Genomic DNA, 17,461 nt, shown 5'->3' with positions numbered 1-17,461 from the left:
CTACCCCGCTAACTTCTCTTTCACATACTGAAGCATATGAGAAAAACTCATCTCATTCTGCCTACAATATTGAAACAAACCTACAACAAGTAACAAAAAAGGAACATTCCCTCTATAACGATTTTCATACTCGATAATACCATCATAGAAGTACTCATACTTTCTTTTTCGTAAAACGATATAAATCGCAATAAACAACACGGCAATCATAATAAAAATTCGCTTTCCCCTTATCTCCACTTCTTTTTTCACCACCTATTCTCCTTCCACAGCGTACTTATCCTCTTTAAATAACGGAATTCGAATGAAATAACGATATGGCGCGTCGCGTATTACTTTCCACGCAATAATGATCACTTGAACGACCTCAAAAGCAAACACAATCCAAAACAAAACATCACTAATACGCGAACTAATATTAAATAGAAGAAAAATTAACAAATGAAAATTGAACGCCTTTCGGCAATGATATTTGTACACCTCATTTTTACGTACCAGTGTGATGTACATGAGTAGTGGTGAAAAGATTCCTATTGTGGCTGAGAGTAATAGCATGATGATGGTGTTTCTTTTTTCTTTTATGGTGGTTTTCATGAGTTGTTTGGTCCCCCTTTTGATTTGTCTTCTTTAGGTTAGGGGATGACGTTGGGGGAGGTGCAAGGGGATTTTATAGAAAAAATTAGAGCTTTATCTTGACAGTTTTTTCATCGTAGGCTCTTAATCTGTCTAGTCTGCTATCTCAATGGTATCAATACTTGAGAGACTATTTCCAAAAGCTGAAACTGTGGGGGGCTATATAAACTCACAACTCGTAAAGAGGACTACTTAAAATTAGCCTATGAAGGTTAGCTAGGTAGTCCTCTTTTTTTGTATGCAACTACATAGAAAGGATTGGTGAGTTATGCTATTAAGTTTTGCTATGAAAGAGTTCCAGGAAGAGAAAGAATACAACAACCTATCGTTTTTTTTATGTAATCTTAGGATAGACTCACAGATTACTTCCCATTTCTTCTGATTAATTTGTAAAGTATTTACATAAATTTGCGACTCGGGTAATGTATTATCTATAGGGGGCATACAAAGTGATTAAGAAACTATTTAGAAAACTGGCAGATGACTTCAAGAGTGATTGGGGTGCCTTAAAGGAACACAAAGAAGCAATGGACCATTTGCCTACTAAAGCCGTTCTCGTGTATAGCGGTAATAGAGAGTTCGTCTTTACAGGCACAGACATGTCGCTGTTCCTAGGGAGTGGACGTAATAAGACGTTGTACTTGAAGAATCAGCTAACTGGGAGAAACGTGAACTTTTATAAGAACAGCAGAATATCTTACGAGACAGTAGGTTACATAAAAGCTACTAAGGAAATACTTTAGTATGTTAACAATGAATAAAACTAGTGAGGTAGGACTATAAAGGTTCTACCTCTTTTGTTTGTGTTGGTGAGGTGGAATAATACGAGTAGTACCTAACAGGGGAATTCTCCAAGGGGATTTTACCTTCTCAGGTAGAGCTCAATAGTTATATTTTTATACCCTTTATAGTTCCTATGTTGATGTACTGAAAAGTGACCACATCGAGGGAGAGGTTTTACCTCTCAGGGTAATTAAAAACGCGAGGAGAAAATCATGTAATAAGCAACTTACAAGTAAAAAGCCAACTAGAATAACTCCTAGTCCACTTTATAGGTGATCTAAAGGTATTCTAATTAGCTTTTCTTATTTAAGACATAGGTCTGATTCGGTTATACTCAAAGGTGAATCTATCGAGTAGGAAGTTAAACAACCTAAAGTCTCCTTGCTTATATGTATCCCACTCACTCCAACATCCTCAAAGTCTACATTTTTATTTAATGTACTCGTTATATTTAACTCACTTAAGATTTCTCATATATTTTTATCAACAATCAACCTATGTAGAAATTTATTTTAATCCAATATTGAAAACACCCTTACAATGCGGACATTGAATTCTTGAATAACTCTGTAGCTCAATTCGATCAGCTACAACTACTTTATTACACTTAGGATTAGGACAATTTCCCCTTACTTCATTTGGGTTACCAAAAATTAATGCAGAGCCATCCCCAAAGCCTACCGAGTTGCCTGTAACCTGTATATTTCCTTGTTGCGTAATTCCATCCATACCAACAGTACCTATAGAATCCTTAAAACTTGTCCCCTGCAAATAATTGGATGAATGATTTGTAGCCCTTAAATGAGTTCGTTTAGAGTTAATATCAACATTTTCCAAACGATTATGGCTATTATTAGTAGCTGAAACTGATGTAAAGTCTGCATTAATAATTTGATCAATTATAGTTTGCGTACTCCATTCGTCTGTTTCAACAACAAATTCAGAAGGTAATTCCTGCTGAGCTTGCTCCATAATTAAATTAACTTTATCATCTAAATCTGAGACAACCGAAACAATATTAGCCATTGATTGGATTTTTTCTACATCACTTTCGATTGTAGATATCCGTGTATTAGTTTGGTAAATACCCTCTCGTAATTCTGTGATTAATAGGTTTAAATTATGATTAGCAACTAATTTATTAACTAATAGAGCAGCTTGTTGGTATCCAGGAACAGGAATTAATGTAGCTAAGAAGGTATAGAAATCTAAATCCTCAGCAACTTGTTGATTCTTTGGTAACGCTTTTAAGCAAGTTTTAATTTTAGTAATTTTTTCTTTAATCACCTTTTAACCATCTCCTCATCGTCTACTTTCTAGCAATTTTTCTTAATACTATATTAAATAGATTAAACTAGCTCATTTACAATATCAAACAATACTCCCCTTAAATTGTTATTCTTAAAGATTACTTGAGAACGTTAACTCAAAAGCCAAATCTGTGGAGGTCGTTATAAAAAGTACTTGACCAATGAATATAACTCCTTTAGTATTTTCCGTAAGAAACTCTAACTGAAGTGGTTCTCAATGAGGATAATAACTTGAGGGCCTTGATACATATAAGTTTTACTGATCCCAAACCTCTACAGTTCACTGGGAAGTTCCCTTGACAGGGTGGAGGTCGCTGGTTCGAGGCCAGTCGGGATCATAATTGTAGAAACTGTGTCAAATTAACGTTTGATGCGGTTTTTATTTGTTTACTTTCATCCTCAAAAACACCAGTGGTCACAGAATTGGTCACATTCCCTACAAAATCTCTTCTATTTTGTTAACTGCATCTTCTTGCATCGTTGGCAATACATGCGAATAAGTGTCTAATTTAATTTTGATGTTACTATGTCCTAACCGTTCAGAAATTACCTTTATATTTACACCTTTAGCTAGTAGTAAAGTCGCATGTGTATGACGTAAATCATGGAATCGAATCTTTGGCACAGCTGCTTTCTGAATCAAAGCGTTTAAACTTCTTCTAACATTAGCAGGATTAATTGGTGTTCCAGAAGGCGTACACATCACCAAGTCATTTTCTTGGTATTCCTCACCTTGACTCAGCTTCTCTTTTATTACGACCGCTCTGTGTTTCTTTAGCTTCACTATTGTTGATGCAGGTAATAGTATCTTTCTTAAACTTGACTTTGTCTTGCCTCCAAGCAAAAACGTCTTTCCATCATGACTTAACGTTTGGCTAATGGTTAAATGTCTTTTTTCTAAATCAATATCTTTCCACCGCAAGCCTAACAATTCACCCTGTCTCATTCCAGTTACAAGAGCCATATGAAAGACAATAGAATATCTGCTATCCTGCGCAGCTTTTAAGAACCACTGTACTTCATGTTTATTCCACACAGTTAACCCTTCCTTATCAGCTTTAGGAAACTTGGTTTTAGCTACAACATTTTTGGTGATTAACTCCAAATCTATTGCATGTTCAAGAGAGTTCCGTATGAGTTTTATTATCTTCTCAATTGTTCCTCGCTTTAAACCTTCATCTCGCAGCGAATTGACGTAGTTTTGCATATGCAGTGTGTTAACTTGGCTAGTTTGATATTACCTAGAGAAGGAATGATGCGAGTGTTTAAATACCCTTTCAGCACCTTTGCTGTTTGAATACCGACACCATGCTTCTTTGTATTAAACCAGCTTTCCAGATATTCACCATAAGTAAGTTTACTAGGTTCTACATATATTCCAGTATGAACTTCTGCGAGTAGTGTTGTTAAAGCATTTTCTGCTTCTTGTTTACTAGCAAATCCCCTCTTCTTCTTTTGTTTTCTTCTACCCATTAAAGGGTCAATACCAATATCTACAATATAAAAATACTTTCCTGTTTTCTTATCTTTTTTGACGCTTCCTTTCATTGTTAAGAGCCTCCTTGGAGTCCTTAACTGTGCTGTATATGGTAATTTTATTATAGCGTATTATCTTGGGGTATTGATTAGAATTTCACCTTATACTAATGTAAAAGCTGCTGAACCTTATTTACACATATTCTCTCACAAATAAAAGTATCGCGAACCTTTAGCACTTTACAAGCTATGCTAAATATCAGCTGGTAACCACCCTTATATCTTAAAATATATATTAGTAATACTACACTTATCATAAATCTTAACTTTGGAAACTATTATCAAAAATATTCCATCAGCCCGTGAATGAAGTTTTCCTACGTTAACAAAGATACTATTAAATAAAAAATCCTATCTCGTATAAAAGAAATAGGATTTTTTAAGAGTCATATACTTATAAACCGCAGCCAATGTAGGACACCTTAAGCTCTAACAGCTCAAGGTGTTATAATTAAAAATTAAACCACAAGAAATAACCGCATCGCACTAATAAAAGTATGTAAATTCATCCTTAAATTCTTCTATTGAATAATTACAATTAATATTATTCAATCATTCATTGGTTTTAGTTTTAAACAAAAGAAATTTAATGGCGCTTTTTAATTTTCCCACAATATTATTTAATTTACCATCCTACACTTGATATCGGAATACTCTCATTCATAGTTTGTCCTGTTACGGAACAAGTTATAGATACATCAATTTTTTTACTTGATGCTTTAAATGTTTCCTCTTCACCGACTTTCAAGTGAATAGAACGAATTGCAATAAACTCACTATCCTTTCCTATAGGGATTTCAAAACTACAGGTATTATTAGTGTTTTCTATCTGTTTTATTAAATGATTCCGATAATAAAACTTCATGCGCAATTGTGAGGGGAATTGAATTTGCACTAATGCTACGGGTTTTTCAAGTAAAGTATCTGGTGTCAATGCAGACTGAATCACAAAAAATATATCGGCATTAGAAACATAGCTTCCCTCTTCATTCTCTTCCAATTCTACCTTTGATTCAAACACATTAAAATTAATAACGTCCATTTTCCCTAGAACCATACTTGAATGGTTTAGCATTTTATTATTAAGATTAATTAAATATAATAACTGTAGAAAAATAATGACAATCAAAGTAAATATTAGCCAATAAAAAATTTTATCATTATTATAAGAAATAATTAACCCGATAACAGAAGCTACGCCTGCTAAAAATGTAAAGAACGGACTATTTGAAATTGATTGATAAAACGACTTCATTAATAGTCCCCCCTTAATGATTGTGATTCAATCATTATTCTCCCCAACATTTGAATGAACTCATCTACTTGTCGTCTATGAGGCGTATTATAGAGCGCAACTCTTCCTGTATAATGCAGCTTTGCTCTTATACCAACAGCAGGTGCTTCAATTTGTAATTCTGTTATATATCCATCAGTTAATGAGTAATTACTCCTGTCTAAATAACCTGAGATTGAAAATTCCTGCTCCGTACTTTCTGATTTCATTGTTGTTTGTAAACTATAAATTTGATTACTAGAATTTAATAGCAAGTTAAAAAATCTATCTTTAAATATTACACGTGAAAGTTTACATTCAGGGAAATAGTCATTAAGTAAATGAATTACTTTATTAGCTGTAGTTCCCTTTATAAATACAATCCAAATTGGCAAATCCCTATAGATCCAAACAGAAATTTGTGCAACCTTATTTATATAATTCTTTTCATAGTAAATTTCCCCACTGTGCGCATCTAAAACTTCAGAAACTATCTCTCTTTTTGTTTCCCATAAAAACTCATAATCTAAAAAATCGTTCCCCTTATCTTCTGAATGGCTTTTAACAATTACTTTTTCACCTTCGAAATCCAGCGGTTCTTTTGGTACACAAAACTCATTTGACCATCCTGTATATGATAAGTTCTCCAATACCAGAAATGACCTAAACTCTCTCTCGTCCTTCATCCTAACCCTCCATTTTAAAAAACATGTATATACTTCTATAATACTCATTTTAACAGTTTTTGTGTATACAATTATTAATACTACAAGTGGTCAAGTAATCTCTTAAGCTACGTCCTGTCAATTCTTAAATATGGAAACTTCTTTTCAAAAACATGTGAACACCTTAAATGACAGATTAACAATTTATCACAACTAAAAAAAAGAATACTATTTCATCACCTCACCTATCCCTTATACTCGAATATCAATCATATACTTACTATCACTTATTAAATCCTTTATTATTCAATACACACTTACATTCTCAAATCGAATTTTTTAGCAAAACTTCTAATTTCCATTTCTAAGATGTTTATTTTTTCCATCTGCGAACGATATTTTTTAATTCGAACGTGCTATTTTCCATATGATATCTTTTAAAATCTATTTTTCGTCTACATATAACACTTTCTTTAATAATAAAACAGACATATATCTCCTATGCCTGTTTAGATATTTTTATAACCATTATTGAATTTAATCTACAGTAGGTGAAACTAAAATTTGCAAACCTCTTTCTTTTCCATAATCCCACATTTTCACCCAAGGATATGCCCCTTCTGGTAAAATAAGTAATCTTTCTTCCAATGGCTTAATTGGGGTTTCGTCTCCTTTACAACCATGAATAAATGTCGCAGGATGAATATATACTGTTCTTCCAGTGTCATTATAATATTTAAATTTCATTTAAATCCACCCTTTCTTCTTTACCTATTATTATCAGTATAAAAATTATAACACGGCAGAAGATGCTAATTGCGCATACGATTTCCAATTACTTATTTTCCTGTTTTCTTATCTTTATTGACGCTTCCTTTCATTATTAAGAGCACCCTTAGAATCCTTAACTGCCCTACATATTGTTTACATGCATTCCTAATGCATTGAAGGCAAATAATCATAATTACATTATTTTAATTAATTTATAAATAATTATAGAAACTATAACCCAACTATGCATATGGAACTTTACTGATTATGATACTTACGTAGTGTATCGCCAACAAAATATATCTAATCACACGTATCCAAATATAAAGGGAATTTGTTTCATATCATAAATGTGGTATCGCTTTATACCATTAACTTCTATTTTTTTATATTCTTCATTTTAGAAATTTACAATTAGAAGCCCTTTCTATAAACTATTTTGATATAATTATATAAGTTGTTATTTTCCATTTAATGATAATAATACCATGAAAGGTGATGATTTGAATGAGTCTAGAATGGATAATAAAAAATAGTATCTTAATACTGTTTCCACTATCAATAATTGTATTTTTAATCTCTCTTGTTTCTATTCTTTATCTAAAATTTATTAAAAAGAAAAAAGCTGGTAAAAAAATATTTATAACTATGGTAACTTCCAGTATCTTAGTTCTTATTGCAATCGTTTTAACTGTATATATGATTGATTGGGATAAAAAACAAGAAAAAAAGCAGTATGAAATGTGTCAAAAGGGAAATATATCGTATTGTAATAAATATAATACCAAAGTAGTCTTAGACAATCTGAAGAACGCAGAAGATATAATGTATATCACTAATTTTACAAAATAATACAATATGTACCGTGAAATATATACTCCTGATGAATCGAAAATTCAGCAGCTTGGAATAGAGCATTACTTTGAATATATACTTGGGGATATACTGTACACTGATGATAAAAAAATCGGTATAACATATAAACAGGACGGTACTGGTACTATGTACGCAAAAATTATTGATAAAAAAATATTAAATACTAAGCAAGATGTTAAGGATTTCAAAGAAAGTATAGATAAATTATCTTTTAAAGTTAATAAAGAAAAGGAAGATACTAGAAAAGAGGAAAAACGTCAACAACAAGAGCAAGCAATCGTAGAAAACGAAAGAAAGGCAGAAGAATTACGCCAAAGTTATGAGAGACTACAGAAACTCCAAGATGCTTATATTACATTAGATGAATTTCAACAACTACAATTGGGCATGACATATGAGGAATGTATAAAACTTATTGGTGGTGAGGGGAAATTAACCTCCCAAAGTTATAATTATAAAATATATGAATTTGAATCTTTATCTGGTAAAGGTATCGCACTACTAAGCTTTTATAACAATAAATTGGAATCTAAAATACAAAATGGTTTAAATTAAACAGTAATTCTCCTTAAGATTTAATGTCTTCCCACCTACAAATACAATTTCACAAAAAGTCCCTTCTTTATTATTAAGAGGGGACTTTTACACTTATATATCAATATCTAAGAGACTATCTTATCATTCAATTAGCTCACAGAATTTAAAATAAAAATACTGTTACATTAATAATTTTTCGTTACTCAATATAAAAATAGCACTACTCCACACCCCAAAACACAAAACTAATGTACATACGGTATCTTTTCGGCTACTATTTTCTATTTGATGTGTCATCAAATTTAAAAAATTCAGTTTGGAGTTCCATCCAATAGTTAATGTCTTTAACATCTTTAACAGTACTCACCAATTTCTTTTTAGTAAAATCTATTACATAAAAAGCATCTATCCATTCATTTACACCTTTCTTCCTCATATTATTAATCTTCTGTTCAATTAACACCCCATAATCTTTTTCTCTATATTTAGAAAAAGAATTTAGTTCCTGATAATTTATCTTGCACTTTTTATAAACCAGTTTTTTCCAGCTATATAAAAAGCCTCCTCGCCCATAACAGTATATTGTTTAAAAGCAAAATTATCTTTAAAAGGATTAGCTAGATAATTCAAAAAATCTTCTAAACTAGGTACCTTAGAAAAGTCCCACCAATGCTTTATTATAAAATTAACCCCTGTCTTGCTTAATCTATTTATATCCTGGATTAAAACAACAGGATAAGCAAAAAATCTCCAGAAATCTTCTCGAGTTAAAATGGGAACATTTTTATTTAAATGTACTCCAGAAAACTTCCCTTCATTTGTTAATAAAAATCCCTTTACCTCTTCAAAATCAGGTACATCAATATTCTTTTCTTTTTTTAATTTAGCAATAAATAAATCTTTATTTCTTTCAATAAATTTACAAATATAATCCACTTGTATAATGCCATCATATGTATAATTTAATTTTCTTAAATTACTTATACTTTCAAATTTCTTCATAGTGTGTTTGACATCAGCAATAAATAATGTTTTTTCATACATAAACATCAAATCAATCTCTATTGATAAATCTTTAAACTCTATATTCTTTGGATAGACTAAAAATTCGTTATTGTTCTTAAACAGTAACTCTTTTACTACCTTTAAATCATCTATAAGTTCAGCTTCATAAAACTTCTTATCTATGACTTTAGGAACAATATTATTTAGCAAATATGTAAATTCAATATCTGTGCCCCAATTTAAAATCAAATATTGAGATTTATACTTTTGAACAGGATACAAGTACAAATCAACTTTCTCTATATTCGATACAAAATAGTTCTCAAGAACTTTGTAAAACTGTTCCTTTGAAATAATTTTTTTAAAATCCTTTTTGATAATTCCCTCATAATTTATCCTTAACCAAGTTGATTTAGATGTATTAATATTATCAACAAATTCGCAAATACTATCCCAGACATTATAAATATCTTGAATAGTAATACCATTTTCTATTTCATCATCTACTTTATATCCAAAATCTTTATACAGAAATTCTAAACTTGTTCTTCTAAATAATGACCGGGTAAATCGCTCACCTCTTCTATCTAAAGATATCATTCTTCGCTGTTGTCTGTTAGCCTCATATAAAATCGACACTAAGTCGAGATTATTATCGGAGGATTCAAAAGTATAACAATTTTCATTTAATGAAAAATTGTATCTTCTACTTAATAAATCAAAAAAGTTATTCTTAAACTCTATTATCAAGCCGTATTCCATTATTAGCCTTTTTACAAACTCTTCATTATTATTTCCACACCTAATTTCCTGGTTTTTCTCTAATTCTATGCTATCAGCTAATAAATTAGTGTCATATAAAAATTGACTATATATTTCTAAACACTTTTCATTCGAATGCCTTTTATATTCTTGGAAAATCAATTGTTCAAAATAATATAGTACATTTTTTATGTCCTTTTTATTTTTACTAAGTAACTCATTTATCATTTGATTCTTATTTTCTCTTGACTTTTGATAAGCTGGTAAAAAATCCCCGTATATTTTTTTTATATTTTGACAGAAATTCAACGCTTCATTAGAAAAATTAGAACAAATATACTCATCCTTTTCTATTAACTCCAAAAATTCATAGACTCTTTTATAATCTTCTCCGAACATATCATATACGTTACTTTTTAGTACGACAAAAAAAGTTGAACCACTAATTTCGCATCCCTGTTTCAGATATGTACTTACCTTATCTATATCGGATTGTTTCAGGCCTTTTTTTAATTTTTTTAATAATTTTTCCATATTTCTAGTTAGCTGATTCTTTGACATATCTATACTCCTTCCATGTTCTTTTTTTAAATTTACTCCTTAATAATACACATTAAATTACTTTAATAAGATATAACAATTAATTTTATATTTGGTAATGTTTTACCAACCGTTTAGAATCTTATTATACCAAAAATCACATAACAAATTAGAATAATTTGGCTATCCTTGTATAGGAAGTTCCTATATTTATATCAATATTTTAATCTTATAAAACAATATATTATAATCGACATTTCAATAACTGTTACAAATAAACAAACTCATATACAGACAGCTAAGCACATAATTTTGTGGTCACAAATGGTCACAGAATTTACAATAACCATTGCTTTTTTAATAGAATTTCATTTATACAAACTTGTAAGAATGCCTTTAAATCAATGTTTCCCCCGTAGCTCAGCAGAGAGAGCGCCACCTTGACAGGATGGAGGTTATTATTTAAAGCTCTATAAATACTTTACTTGCAAATAAAAAGAAGAGCATATACCTCATATGCTCTTCTTCCATTACTAACTATACACTTTATCCAACTACTATTTATCTATTATATTTAAAAATTTCTCCACTTCCCCTAAACTAACTTGTTCCATGCGAAAATAAACTTGATTCCTTATCCAGAATCTAACTCCCTTTGTATCTAAACGTTATTCCCACTTAATCATATATGGCACAAAAAATCCCTTTAAACTCTTAGATTTCTCAGCCATTTAAGTTAATTTGGTGAGGCTTTCGGTGGGAAGTCAAATTTTTCATAATGGTTATGTGGCCAAAAGCCTCATACCTTATTTAATGAAGTTTGCAAAAGATTATGATAAGCCCCTGAAAATACGAGCTGAAAGTTGTAAAAAATTTGAGCTTGCAAAGTTTCAGGCACTTATTTAATCTCCAATATTTCCTTCATATACTTTTTAAATGCATCATTTTTCCAAAATCCCAACCGAATCCCGTCAATACCTCTAGTCATTAAAATATAGTAAATATTCAATACAAATAAGGTAAACTCTTTTGCATTTTCCGGGCTTTCATCGCCTTTGGAGAACTTGCCGTTTACATTATGGAAATTTTCTGGATTGCCGAATAATCGGCCCTTTTCGTCGACTTGAAGATCATTGCCGACTAAAACACCGACTTTATTCAAATCGATTCCTTGAACTGCAAAGACGGAGCCAATTTGATCTTCAGCATCGGCATCCCCTGAACAAACCCAATTTTCTTGAGTGGAATTCCATCTTCGTTTGATATTTCCTTCATGCCAATGAGTGATTGACGGGTCTTTGCCATCAGCCTGCTTCCAAGGTTCAACTAATCCACCTAGCACGCGGTTTATATGTTCAGGACTGTAATTTCTGTCTTCTTCTATCCAATCAATCAAATTCTTTAAAGGTTCTGTTTCGAAATACCTAAAGTAAGCATCAACATCACTATCTTGGAACACAGCTCTGTCAAATTTCGGATTAAAATTCGTTTGTTCTAATAGACCGGTATCCTTATACAAAAGATATTTTATACCATTCACAAAATCTTCTGATGTATAGTTCTTTCCCACTGGAGCTTGGATTCTAAATTGAGTTGTTAAGTATCTCTGTTTAAAACCTTTCGTTGCTTCATTGAATTGCGCACGTGTCATATTGGCAGGGCGAATAGCTTGTAATACGTCATACATTAACACCATTTGGTCCCCTAATTTTTTTAAAGCCTCCAAATGATTCTCGTCCTGAGCAAATCTTCCTTTATACACTTCGTTAAAAGATGCCATTTGCTTGGAAAATTTTCTAGAAAGCTTATGAGATTCGTCAACAATTACAATATCATAATTTTCATTGGCATTAATGAGCTGTGTCGAGGTAGCAATTGTCAAATTGCTGTTGTTCATTCCATATACTCTAAAGATCTCCTTTGCCGTTTTAATCCAATTAGGCTGCAAAACAACCGCTATTCGATGCTTAGGTTTTTCTTTCAACAGCTTAGCGACCAAATGAGTCAGCAATACGGTTTTTCCAGTCCCTGCATCTCCATTAATTACAAAGCTTTTATCAGGATTTGATTCAATCTCCTTAAGAAACTCTATTTGCTGATCTGTTAATTCTTTGATTGGGCTGTATTTGATCAGTGCTCCATTACGTAGCTCATCTAAAGTCGGTGTACTTACCCATCCTTTAGGGTATAACACTTCTTCCCAAAAAGGCAAAATGATTTCTAGAGCAATACTTTCTCGTTCTCTGTAGTCATTCACCCTGTTTCCATTGTTCCGATTAATAACCTCATCATTATCATATTGCACCAGCTGCTTTTTAGATTTTGGATTATCGGCCATAAAGTAGGTAATCAACTGGCTTTCGACATCATCTAAGGCTGAACCGTTAAAATAGGATGAAGTAAGAATAATTACTTGGTCGAAGTCTGCTATATTAAATTTTTCCTCTTTACCATTGTAGTGATCCTTATTTCTCTTAGTAAAGTGTATCGTTTGTCCAATGTAAATCTTTTTCGACTTCGTTCCTTTGTAGATATAAACGACATTGCGATTTCTAAGAATATTTTTTTCAGGCTGGCGAAGTTCATCAAAACCTTCCAGTTCTCCATTCTTCACTTTCAATGTTATATATTTGTACTTAACCATTGTTCAATCCACCTCATCCAATTCATTATATTTCTTTTTTTGACCAAAGCTTTTTGGAACTGGATATTTTTGGTCATTCTTAATTAGTTTTTCAGCGATGATTTCATCGATATCAAAGCCTAGATTATCAGCCATCATATAAGAGTATATCAGCACATCAGCCAGTTCTTCTTTGAGTCGCTCGGGATTTCCTTTGGCTTCCTCTGGTGTTTTCCATTGGAATAATTCTAATAATTCATTTGCTTCTAAAGAGATGGAAATGGCTAGATCTTTTTCATTATGAAATTGCCTCCAGTTACGTTCATCTCTAAATTGATTAATTCGCTTCATTGATTCGCTCATATTCATTTCCTTTCATAACTTCCAGAAAATGTTTCCTTATCTCTTAATTACTAAACAAGATATAGGTTTATTTTCTAGCTCGTGAGTGCATATTGCCAATTTAATAACATGGAAAATTTTTCTTGTAATCTTATTGTTATTTTACCATAAATATTATTTGGCTTGTTTAATAAAGGTATAATCCTTCATCTTTTCTAATTCAAATTATCAGCATTGATTTTTCTTTTCCCAAAATTCTTTTTGTTATATAAAACATTAATACTATCGCCATCAAACTAATCCTAATAAAAAAATATCCCCATCAGAATTTGACAGGAATATTTAATTTCACGAGGAATAGTACGTATGCTCCATAAACATTCCATTTTTCTCAATAGCGATCCGCGTATCTGGTTTTTGTATAACTATTAGTGTCCAACGTTTCTTTTCTGGAAATAAAGTTCTATTACTTCATCTGTCTCCGGAGGTTTAAACGCTATTTTTACCTAGCGTTATGTATAAGCCATCTTGCTTCACTTGAATAACACCTTAACTGAGAACAAACTACCCGCAACCCATCACTAGCAAACTGACTAATCATATGCACCTTATCATCACCTACTCTGATAACCTCTATTTACATACTGCAGCATATAAAAAAATCGCTCTCCACATTCTGCTTACACCACTGAAATGAACCCATAAATCTAAAACACACATTAAACACCAATAAATAAGGCCATATCAAAAGCATACTCCGATGTCATTCTGATACAGCCTCATCTATATTCTCTTAATGACTTTAGAAACATATAGTTATTAAAAATTAAACCTACCTACAAAGCATTACCTTCCTTTAAATAATCATAAAGCTTATTATCCACCGATTTCTCCATAATCATATTCATCGTAACAACCGGTAGTTCTTTTCCATTTTTATCTTGCATTTCGGTTTGTTCTACACTTGCTTTATCAGGTTTCGCTTTTCCTAAATAGTAAAAGTCGCTTCCCTCATCATCATCTTTTTTCACAAAAATATGAACATCAATATTATTTTCTTTAGCGTCAATAATTGTCTGAACTTCCTTTGACTTTAACGTTCTATTACTTCTTGTATACCATTTAAGAACATCTTGATTAAGGAATTCATCACCGTAGTCCACACTGGATTCTACTTCATCATTTTTATGGTATGTGATAAATATTGGACAAGTATAGTATTTTGTCTTATAACCATACATAGTTGAGCTCTCATCATTATGCCAATTTAAAAGTTTACAAACATCTTTTCTTGAGTATTTTTTATATGCAGTAAGGTTACTATCACACTCATAGTTTTTGCTCTTTTCCCTTGCACTTTTAATAATGTCCATAACCATACGCTTAAAGTATTCATTTTGTTCTAAGCTTTTTCGGATAGAATCATTAAACATATACGTCTTATCGTCTTGTAAAGAGAGAATCGGCTTTTCTCCATATTTCTTTTGGCTGTTTTGTAAGAAAAAGTCCAATTCAAAAATTCGTTGCACAGAAGTAATCGTGTCATCATCTGTTAAGCAATTAAATTTTTCAAGTTGCTTTATATACTCATCTTTATCAACTTTTTCTTGCTTTAGTAACAATTCTAATAAAACAATTTCGTTTTTACGTTTTCCATTCAATACTTCCAATGAAAACATCGTTAAAACTTTATTTTCGTACTCTGTTAATGCAGGGACATCTTCTTTCATTTTCAATAAGAACTGATAATAGTTCGAATATCCTTCTGCAAGTACAACTGGATCAATAGAATGGTTTACTATAAAGTCATATAGATATGGAGTTCTTCCTATTCTATTTTTCAACTCAGCAAAAGCTTCCTTCAATACTTTCATTGCTGTTAAATTACTATTATTAATCGCTTTAAAAATTTGCTTTTTCGCTATCTCTTCAAAGTTAACTGTTGAAATACCTTTAATATAACTCGTATCATTTGTATATCTACGTATATTATCTTTATTTTGTGATCTATCTCCTGAAAGAGCGATTGGAATTAAATAGTTATTTTTATAGTTTCCAATAAAATCAATAATCGTAACAAAATCTTTCGAATCGTGTTTTCGAAGTCCACGCCCCAGCTGCTGTATAAAGATAATACTTGATTGAGTTTGTCTTAACATGACAACTTGATTAACACTTGGAATATCAATTCCTTCATTAAAAATATCTACTGTTAAAATATAATCCAGTATGCCATTTTCTAATTGATTCACCCGCAGTTCTCTTTCCTCTTGGGAATGATCGCCGGTTAATGCAAATGTGCGAAAACCTCTATTATTTAAGGCATATGATAATTGTTCTGCCTCATCTTTTCGGCTGCAAAACATTAATCCTGTTACTTTCTCACCAGAATAACCATAGTATTTTACTTTTTCAACTACATGATCCACTCGCTCTTCCGTAACAAGTTTAGATAAAGCAGTAGTGTCATCTATCTTTTCACCATTATATTCAAAATCAGTAACTCCGAAATAATGAAAAGGACAAAGCATATCTTCTTCAAGTGCTTCTTGCAAACGAATTTCATAAGCAATATTGTAGTCAAATAGCTCATAAATATTAAAGTTGTCTGTACGTTCAGGTGTAGCGGTCATCCCCATTAAAAATTTCGGCTTAAAATAGTCAATAACCCTATGATAAGAACTAGCACCCGCTTTATGAACTTCATCTATTAAAATATAATCGAATAGCCCAGGATCAAATTGTTTTAAATTTTCTTCTTTTGAAATGGTTTGGATCGTCGCAAATAAGTATTTAGCATTTATTTGTTTATTTGATCCTGATAAAATTCCAAAGTCCTCATCTATTCCACCAAGAACTTTTTGAAAATCGGATTTCGCTTTATTTAATATTTGCTCTCTATGAACAATAAATAACATCCGTTTAGGTGCAAAATTTCTGACATCAAATGCTGAAAGATATGTCTTCCCCGTTCCTGTTGCAGAGATAACTAAGCCCTTTTCTTTTCCAGCGTCTCGAATAGCTTGTATTTCTTTTAGCGCAGCTTGTTGCATTTTATTTGGCGTAATTTTCAACGCTTCTTCAATTGCATTATGATATTGACCCGGTAATTCTATAACTCGATCTAGCAACTTATTTTCTGCAGCTTGTTCATATATTGTTTCGTAATTTGCAATCAACTCTTCAGTTAATACTTGAGAATGCTCCCAGACTTCTTCAAATTGATTTTTAAAATGTTGAACAATCTCTCCATCTTCATGCGATGTTAACTTGACGTTCCATTCATAGTTTACCTTCAAAGCATGTGCAGTCAGATTTGAACTACCAACTATTAATGAACAATGTGTTTTGTTATCAAATATGTATCCCTTTGAATGAAAACCAGATAAGTTTGTTAATCTTACTTCTACATTTTCAAGTTTCATTAATTCTCTAAACACTTTTGGTGTATTAAAATTTAAGAATGTAGATGTTAATATACGTCCTTTAACCCCTCTTTCTTTAAGATCAAGGAAATGCGATTTTAAAGTCGCCAGTCCACTTTCCGTAATAAAAGCCACTGAGAAAATAAAGGATGTACTATTTTCTAGCTCCTCCAACAATGAACTTAAAACATTTTCATTTTTCTTCGTATTGTTTACTAATAATTTAGGCTTATATATTCCAGGATGATTATGTTTTTGATTAATAAATCCTTTATATAAAGACCCTTCTAACTTTTGAATGAAATTCTCCATATGATCACCATTTATGACAAATTTTTATACTAATTGTATTACTCACTGATTTAAAGTGCAAATTTATT

The 17,461-nt window shown here is 31.5% G+C and carries 14 protein-coding genes and 2 pseudogenes; 3 read left to right on the top strand and 13 right to left on the bottom strand.

Annotated features, from left to right (window positions below):
- Both DN389_RS21390 and DN389_RS21385 read right to left on the bottom strand, forming a co-directional pair.
- Entirely contained in the window at positions 1-252 is a 252-nt protein-coding gene (locus DN389_RS21390) for a hypothetical protein (RefSeq protein WP_149237595.1), read from the bottom strand.
- Between the two features lie 3 nt (positions 253-255).
- Positions 256-594 carry a magnetosome magnetite crystal formation protein family gene (locus DN389_RS21385; RefSeq protein ID WP_149237594.1) on the bottom strand — a complete coding sequence of 113 codons (339 nt, stop codon included), beginning with the start codon at positions 592-594 and terminating at the stop codon, positions 256-258.
- Positions 595-1,082: 488 nt separating this feature from the next.
- On the opposite strand from DN389_RS21385, the gene DN389_RS28900 reads away from it, so the two are divergent.
- Entirely contained in the window at positions 1,083-1,376 is a 294-nt protein-coding gene (locus tag DN389_RS28900) for a hypothetical protein (RefSeq protein ID WP_255450825.1), read from the top strand.
- Positions 1,377-1,923: 547 nt separating this feature from the next.
- Here DN389_RS28900 and DN389_RS21375 read toward each other — a convergent pair.
- From DN389_RS21375 to DN389_RS21350, 5 genes and pseudogenes are all read right to left on the bottom strand, one after another.
- Entirely contained in the window at positions 1,924-2,703 is a 780-nt protein-coding gene (locus tag DN389_RS21375) for a BRcat domain-containing protein (protein ID WP_149237593.1), read from the bottom strand.
- A 459-nt stretch (positions 2,704-3,162) separates the two neighbouring features.
- Positions 3,163-4,274 (bottom strand): annotated as a pseudogene (locus tag DN389_RS29085) (site-specific integrase).
- Positions 4,275-4,887: 613 nt separating this feature from the next.
- Positions 4,888-5,517: a hypothetical protein gene (locus tag DN389_RS21360; RefSeq protein ID WP_149237590.1), complete on the bottom strand. Its 630-nt coding sequence runs from the start codon at positions 5,515-5,517 to the stop codon at positions 4,888-4,890.
- Complete coding sequence (locus DN389_RS21355) at positions 5,517-6,221, bottom strand: hypothetical protein (protein WP_149237589.1); 705 nt, start codon at positions 6,219-6,221, stop codon at positions 5,517-5,519. The genes DN389_RS21360 and DN389_RS21355 overlap by 1 nt, the downstream gene beginning before the upstream one ends.
- 516 nt (positions 6,222-6,737) lie before the next feature.
- Complete coding sequence (locus tag DN389_RS21350; RefSeq protein ID WP_149237588.1) at positions 6,738-6,947, bottom strand: hypothetical protein; 210 nt, start codon at positions 6,945-6,947, stop codon at positions 6,738-6,740.
- A 531-nt stretch (positions 6,948-7,478) separates the two neighbouring features.
- On the opposite strand from DN389_RS21350, the gene DN389_RS21345 reads away from it, so the two are divergent.
- Both DN389_RS21345 and DN389_RS21340 read left to right on the top strand, forming a co-directional pair.
- Positions 7,479-7,823, top strand: a complete 345-nt coding sequence (locus tag DN389_RS21345) for a hypothetical protein (protein ID WP_149237587.1) — start codon at positions 7,479-7,481, stop codon at positions 7,821-7,823.
- Between the two features lie 6 nt (positions 7,824-7,829).
- Positions 7,830-8,402: a hypothetical protein gene (locus DN389_RS21340; protein WP_149237586.1), complete on the top strand. Its 573-nt coding sequence runs from the start codon at positions 7,830-7,832 to the stop codon at positions 8,400-8,402.
- Between the two features lie 256 nt (positions 8,403-8,658).
- Here the strand turns inward: DN389_RS21340 and DN389_RS28510 are convergent, their stop codons facing one another.
- The 6 genes and pseudogenes from DN389_RS28510 to DN389_RS21315 all read right to left on the bottom strand — a co-directional run bounded on the left by DN389_RS28510 (position 8,659) and on the right by DN389_RS21315 (position 17,393).
- Positions 8,659-8,820, bottom strand: coding sequence for a hypothetical protein (locus DN389_RS28510; RefSeq protein WP_179955903.1), 162 nt, complete (start codon positions 8,818-8,820; stop codon positions 8,659-8,661).
- Between the two features lie 77 nt (positions 8,821-8,897).
- The gene (locus DN389_RS21335; RefSeq protein ID WP_149237585.1) at positions 8,898-10,712 is read right to left on the bottom strand and encodes a hypothetical protein; all 1,815 of its coding nucleotides are present in this window, start codon (positions 10,710-10,712) and stop codon (positions 8,898-8,900) included.
- Between the two features lie 877 nt (positions 10,713-11,589).
- Entirely contained in the window at positions 11,590-13,335 is a 1,746-nt protein-coding gene (locus DN389_RS21330) for a DUF2075 domain-containing protein (protein WP_149237584.1), read from the bottom strand.
- A gap of 3 nt (positions 13,336-13,338) precedes the next feature.
- Entirely contained in the window at positions 13,339-13,677 is a 339-nt protein-coding gene (locus DN389_RS21325) for a nucleotide pyrophosphohydrolase (RefSeq protein WP_046198893.1), read from the bottom strand.
- 339 nt (positions 13,678-14,016) lie between these two features.
- Positions 14,017-14,202, bottom strand: a pseudogene (locus DN389_RS29220) (nuclease domain-containing protein); the annotation flags it as partial.
- 290 nt (positions 14,203-14,492) lie between these two features.
- A complete protein-coding gene (locus DN389_RS21315; RefSeq protein ID WP_149237583.1) occupies positions 14,493-17,393 on the bottom strand; it encodes a DEAD/DEAH box helicase in 2,901 nt (966 codons plus the stop codon).
- Positions 17,394-17,461: the final 68 nt, after the last annotated feature.

The sequence above is a fragment of the Bacillus sp. AY3-1 genome (assembly GCF_008368785.1).
Taxonomy (GTDB): domain Bacteria; phylum Bacillota; class Bacilli; order Bacillales; family Bacillaceae_G; genus Bacillus_A; species Bacillus_A wiedmannii.
The sequence above is the reverse complement of the archived record's forward strand: the minus strand, read 5'-3'. Positions and strand labels throughout refer to the sequence as shown.

Excerpts from the sequence above, each read along its gene's own strand:
- DN389_RS21330 (WP_149237584.1), bottom strand. The coding sequence starts at position 13,335 with ATGGTTAAGTACAAATATATAACATTGAAAGTGAAGAATGGAGAACTG.
- DN389_RS21350 (WP_149237588.1), bottom strand. The coding sequence starts at position 6,947 with ATGAAATTTAAATATTATAATGACACTGGAAGAACAGTATATATTCAT.
- DN389_RS21340 (WP_149237586.1), top strand. The coding sequence starts at position 7,830 with ATGTACCGTGAAATATATACTCCTGATGAATCGAAAATTCAGCAGCTT.
- DN389_RS21360 (WP_149237590.1), bottom strand. The coding sequence starts at position 5,517 with ATGAAGTCGTTTTATCAATCAATTTCAAATAGTCCGTTCTTTACATTT.
- DN389_RS21385 (WP_149237594.1), bottom strand. The coding sequence starts at position 594 with ATGAAAACCACCATAAAAGAAAAAAGAAACACCATCATCATGCTATTA.
- DN389_RS21325 (WP_046198893.1), bottom strand. The coding sequence starts at position 13,677 with ATGAGCGAATCAATGAAGCGAATTAATCAATTTAGAGATGAACGTAAC.
- DN389_RS21315 (WP_149237583.1), bottom strand. The coding sequence starts at position 17,393 with ATGGAGAATTTCATTCAAAAGTTAGAAGGGTCTTTATATAAAGGATTT.
- DN389_RS28510 (WP_179955903.1), bottom strand. The coding sequence starts at position 8,820 with ATGAGGAAGAAAGGTGTAAATGAATGGATAGATGCTTTTTATGTAATA.
- DN389_RS21355 (WP_149237589.1), bottom strand. The coding sequence starts at position 6,221 with ATGAAGGACGAGAGAGAGTTTAGGTCATTTCTGGTATTGGAGAACTTA.
- DN389_RS21345 (WP_149237587.1), top strand. The coding sequence starts at position 7,479 with ATGAGTCTAGAATGGATAATAAAAAATAGTATCTTAATACTGTTTCCA.
- DN389_RS21335 (WP_149237585.1), bottom strand. The coding sequence starts at position 10,712 with ATGTCAAAGAATCAGCTAACTAGAAATATGGAAAAATTATTAAAAAAA.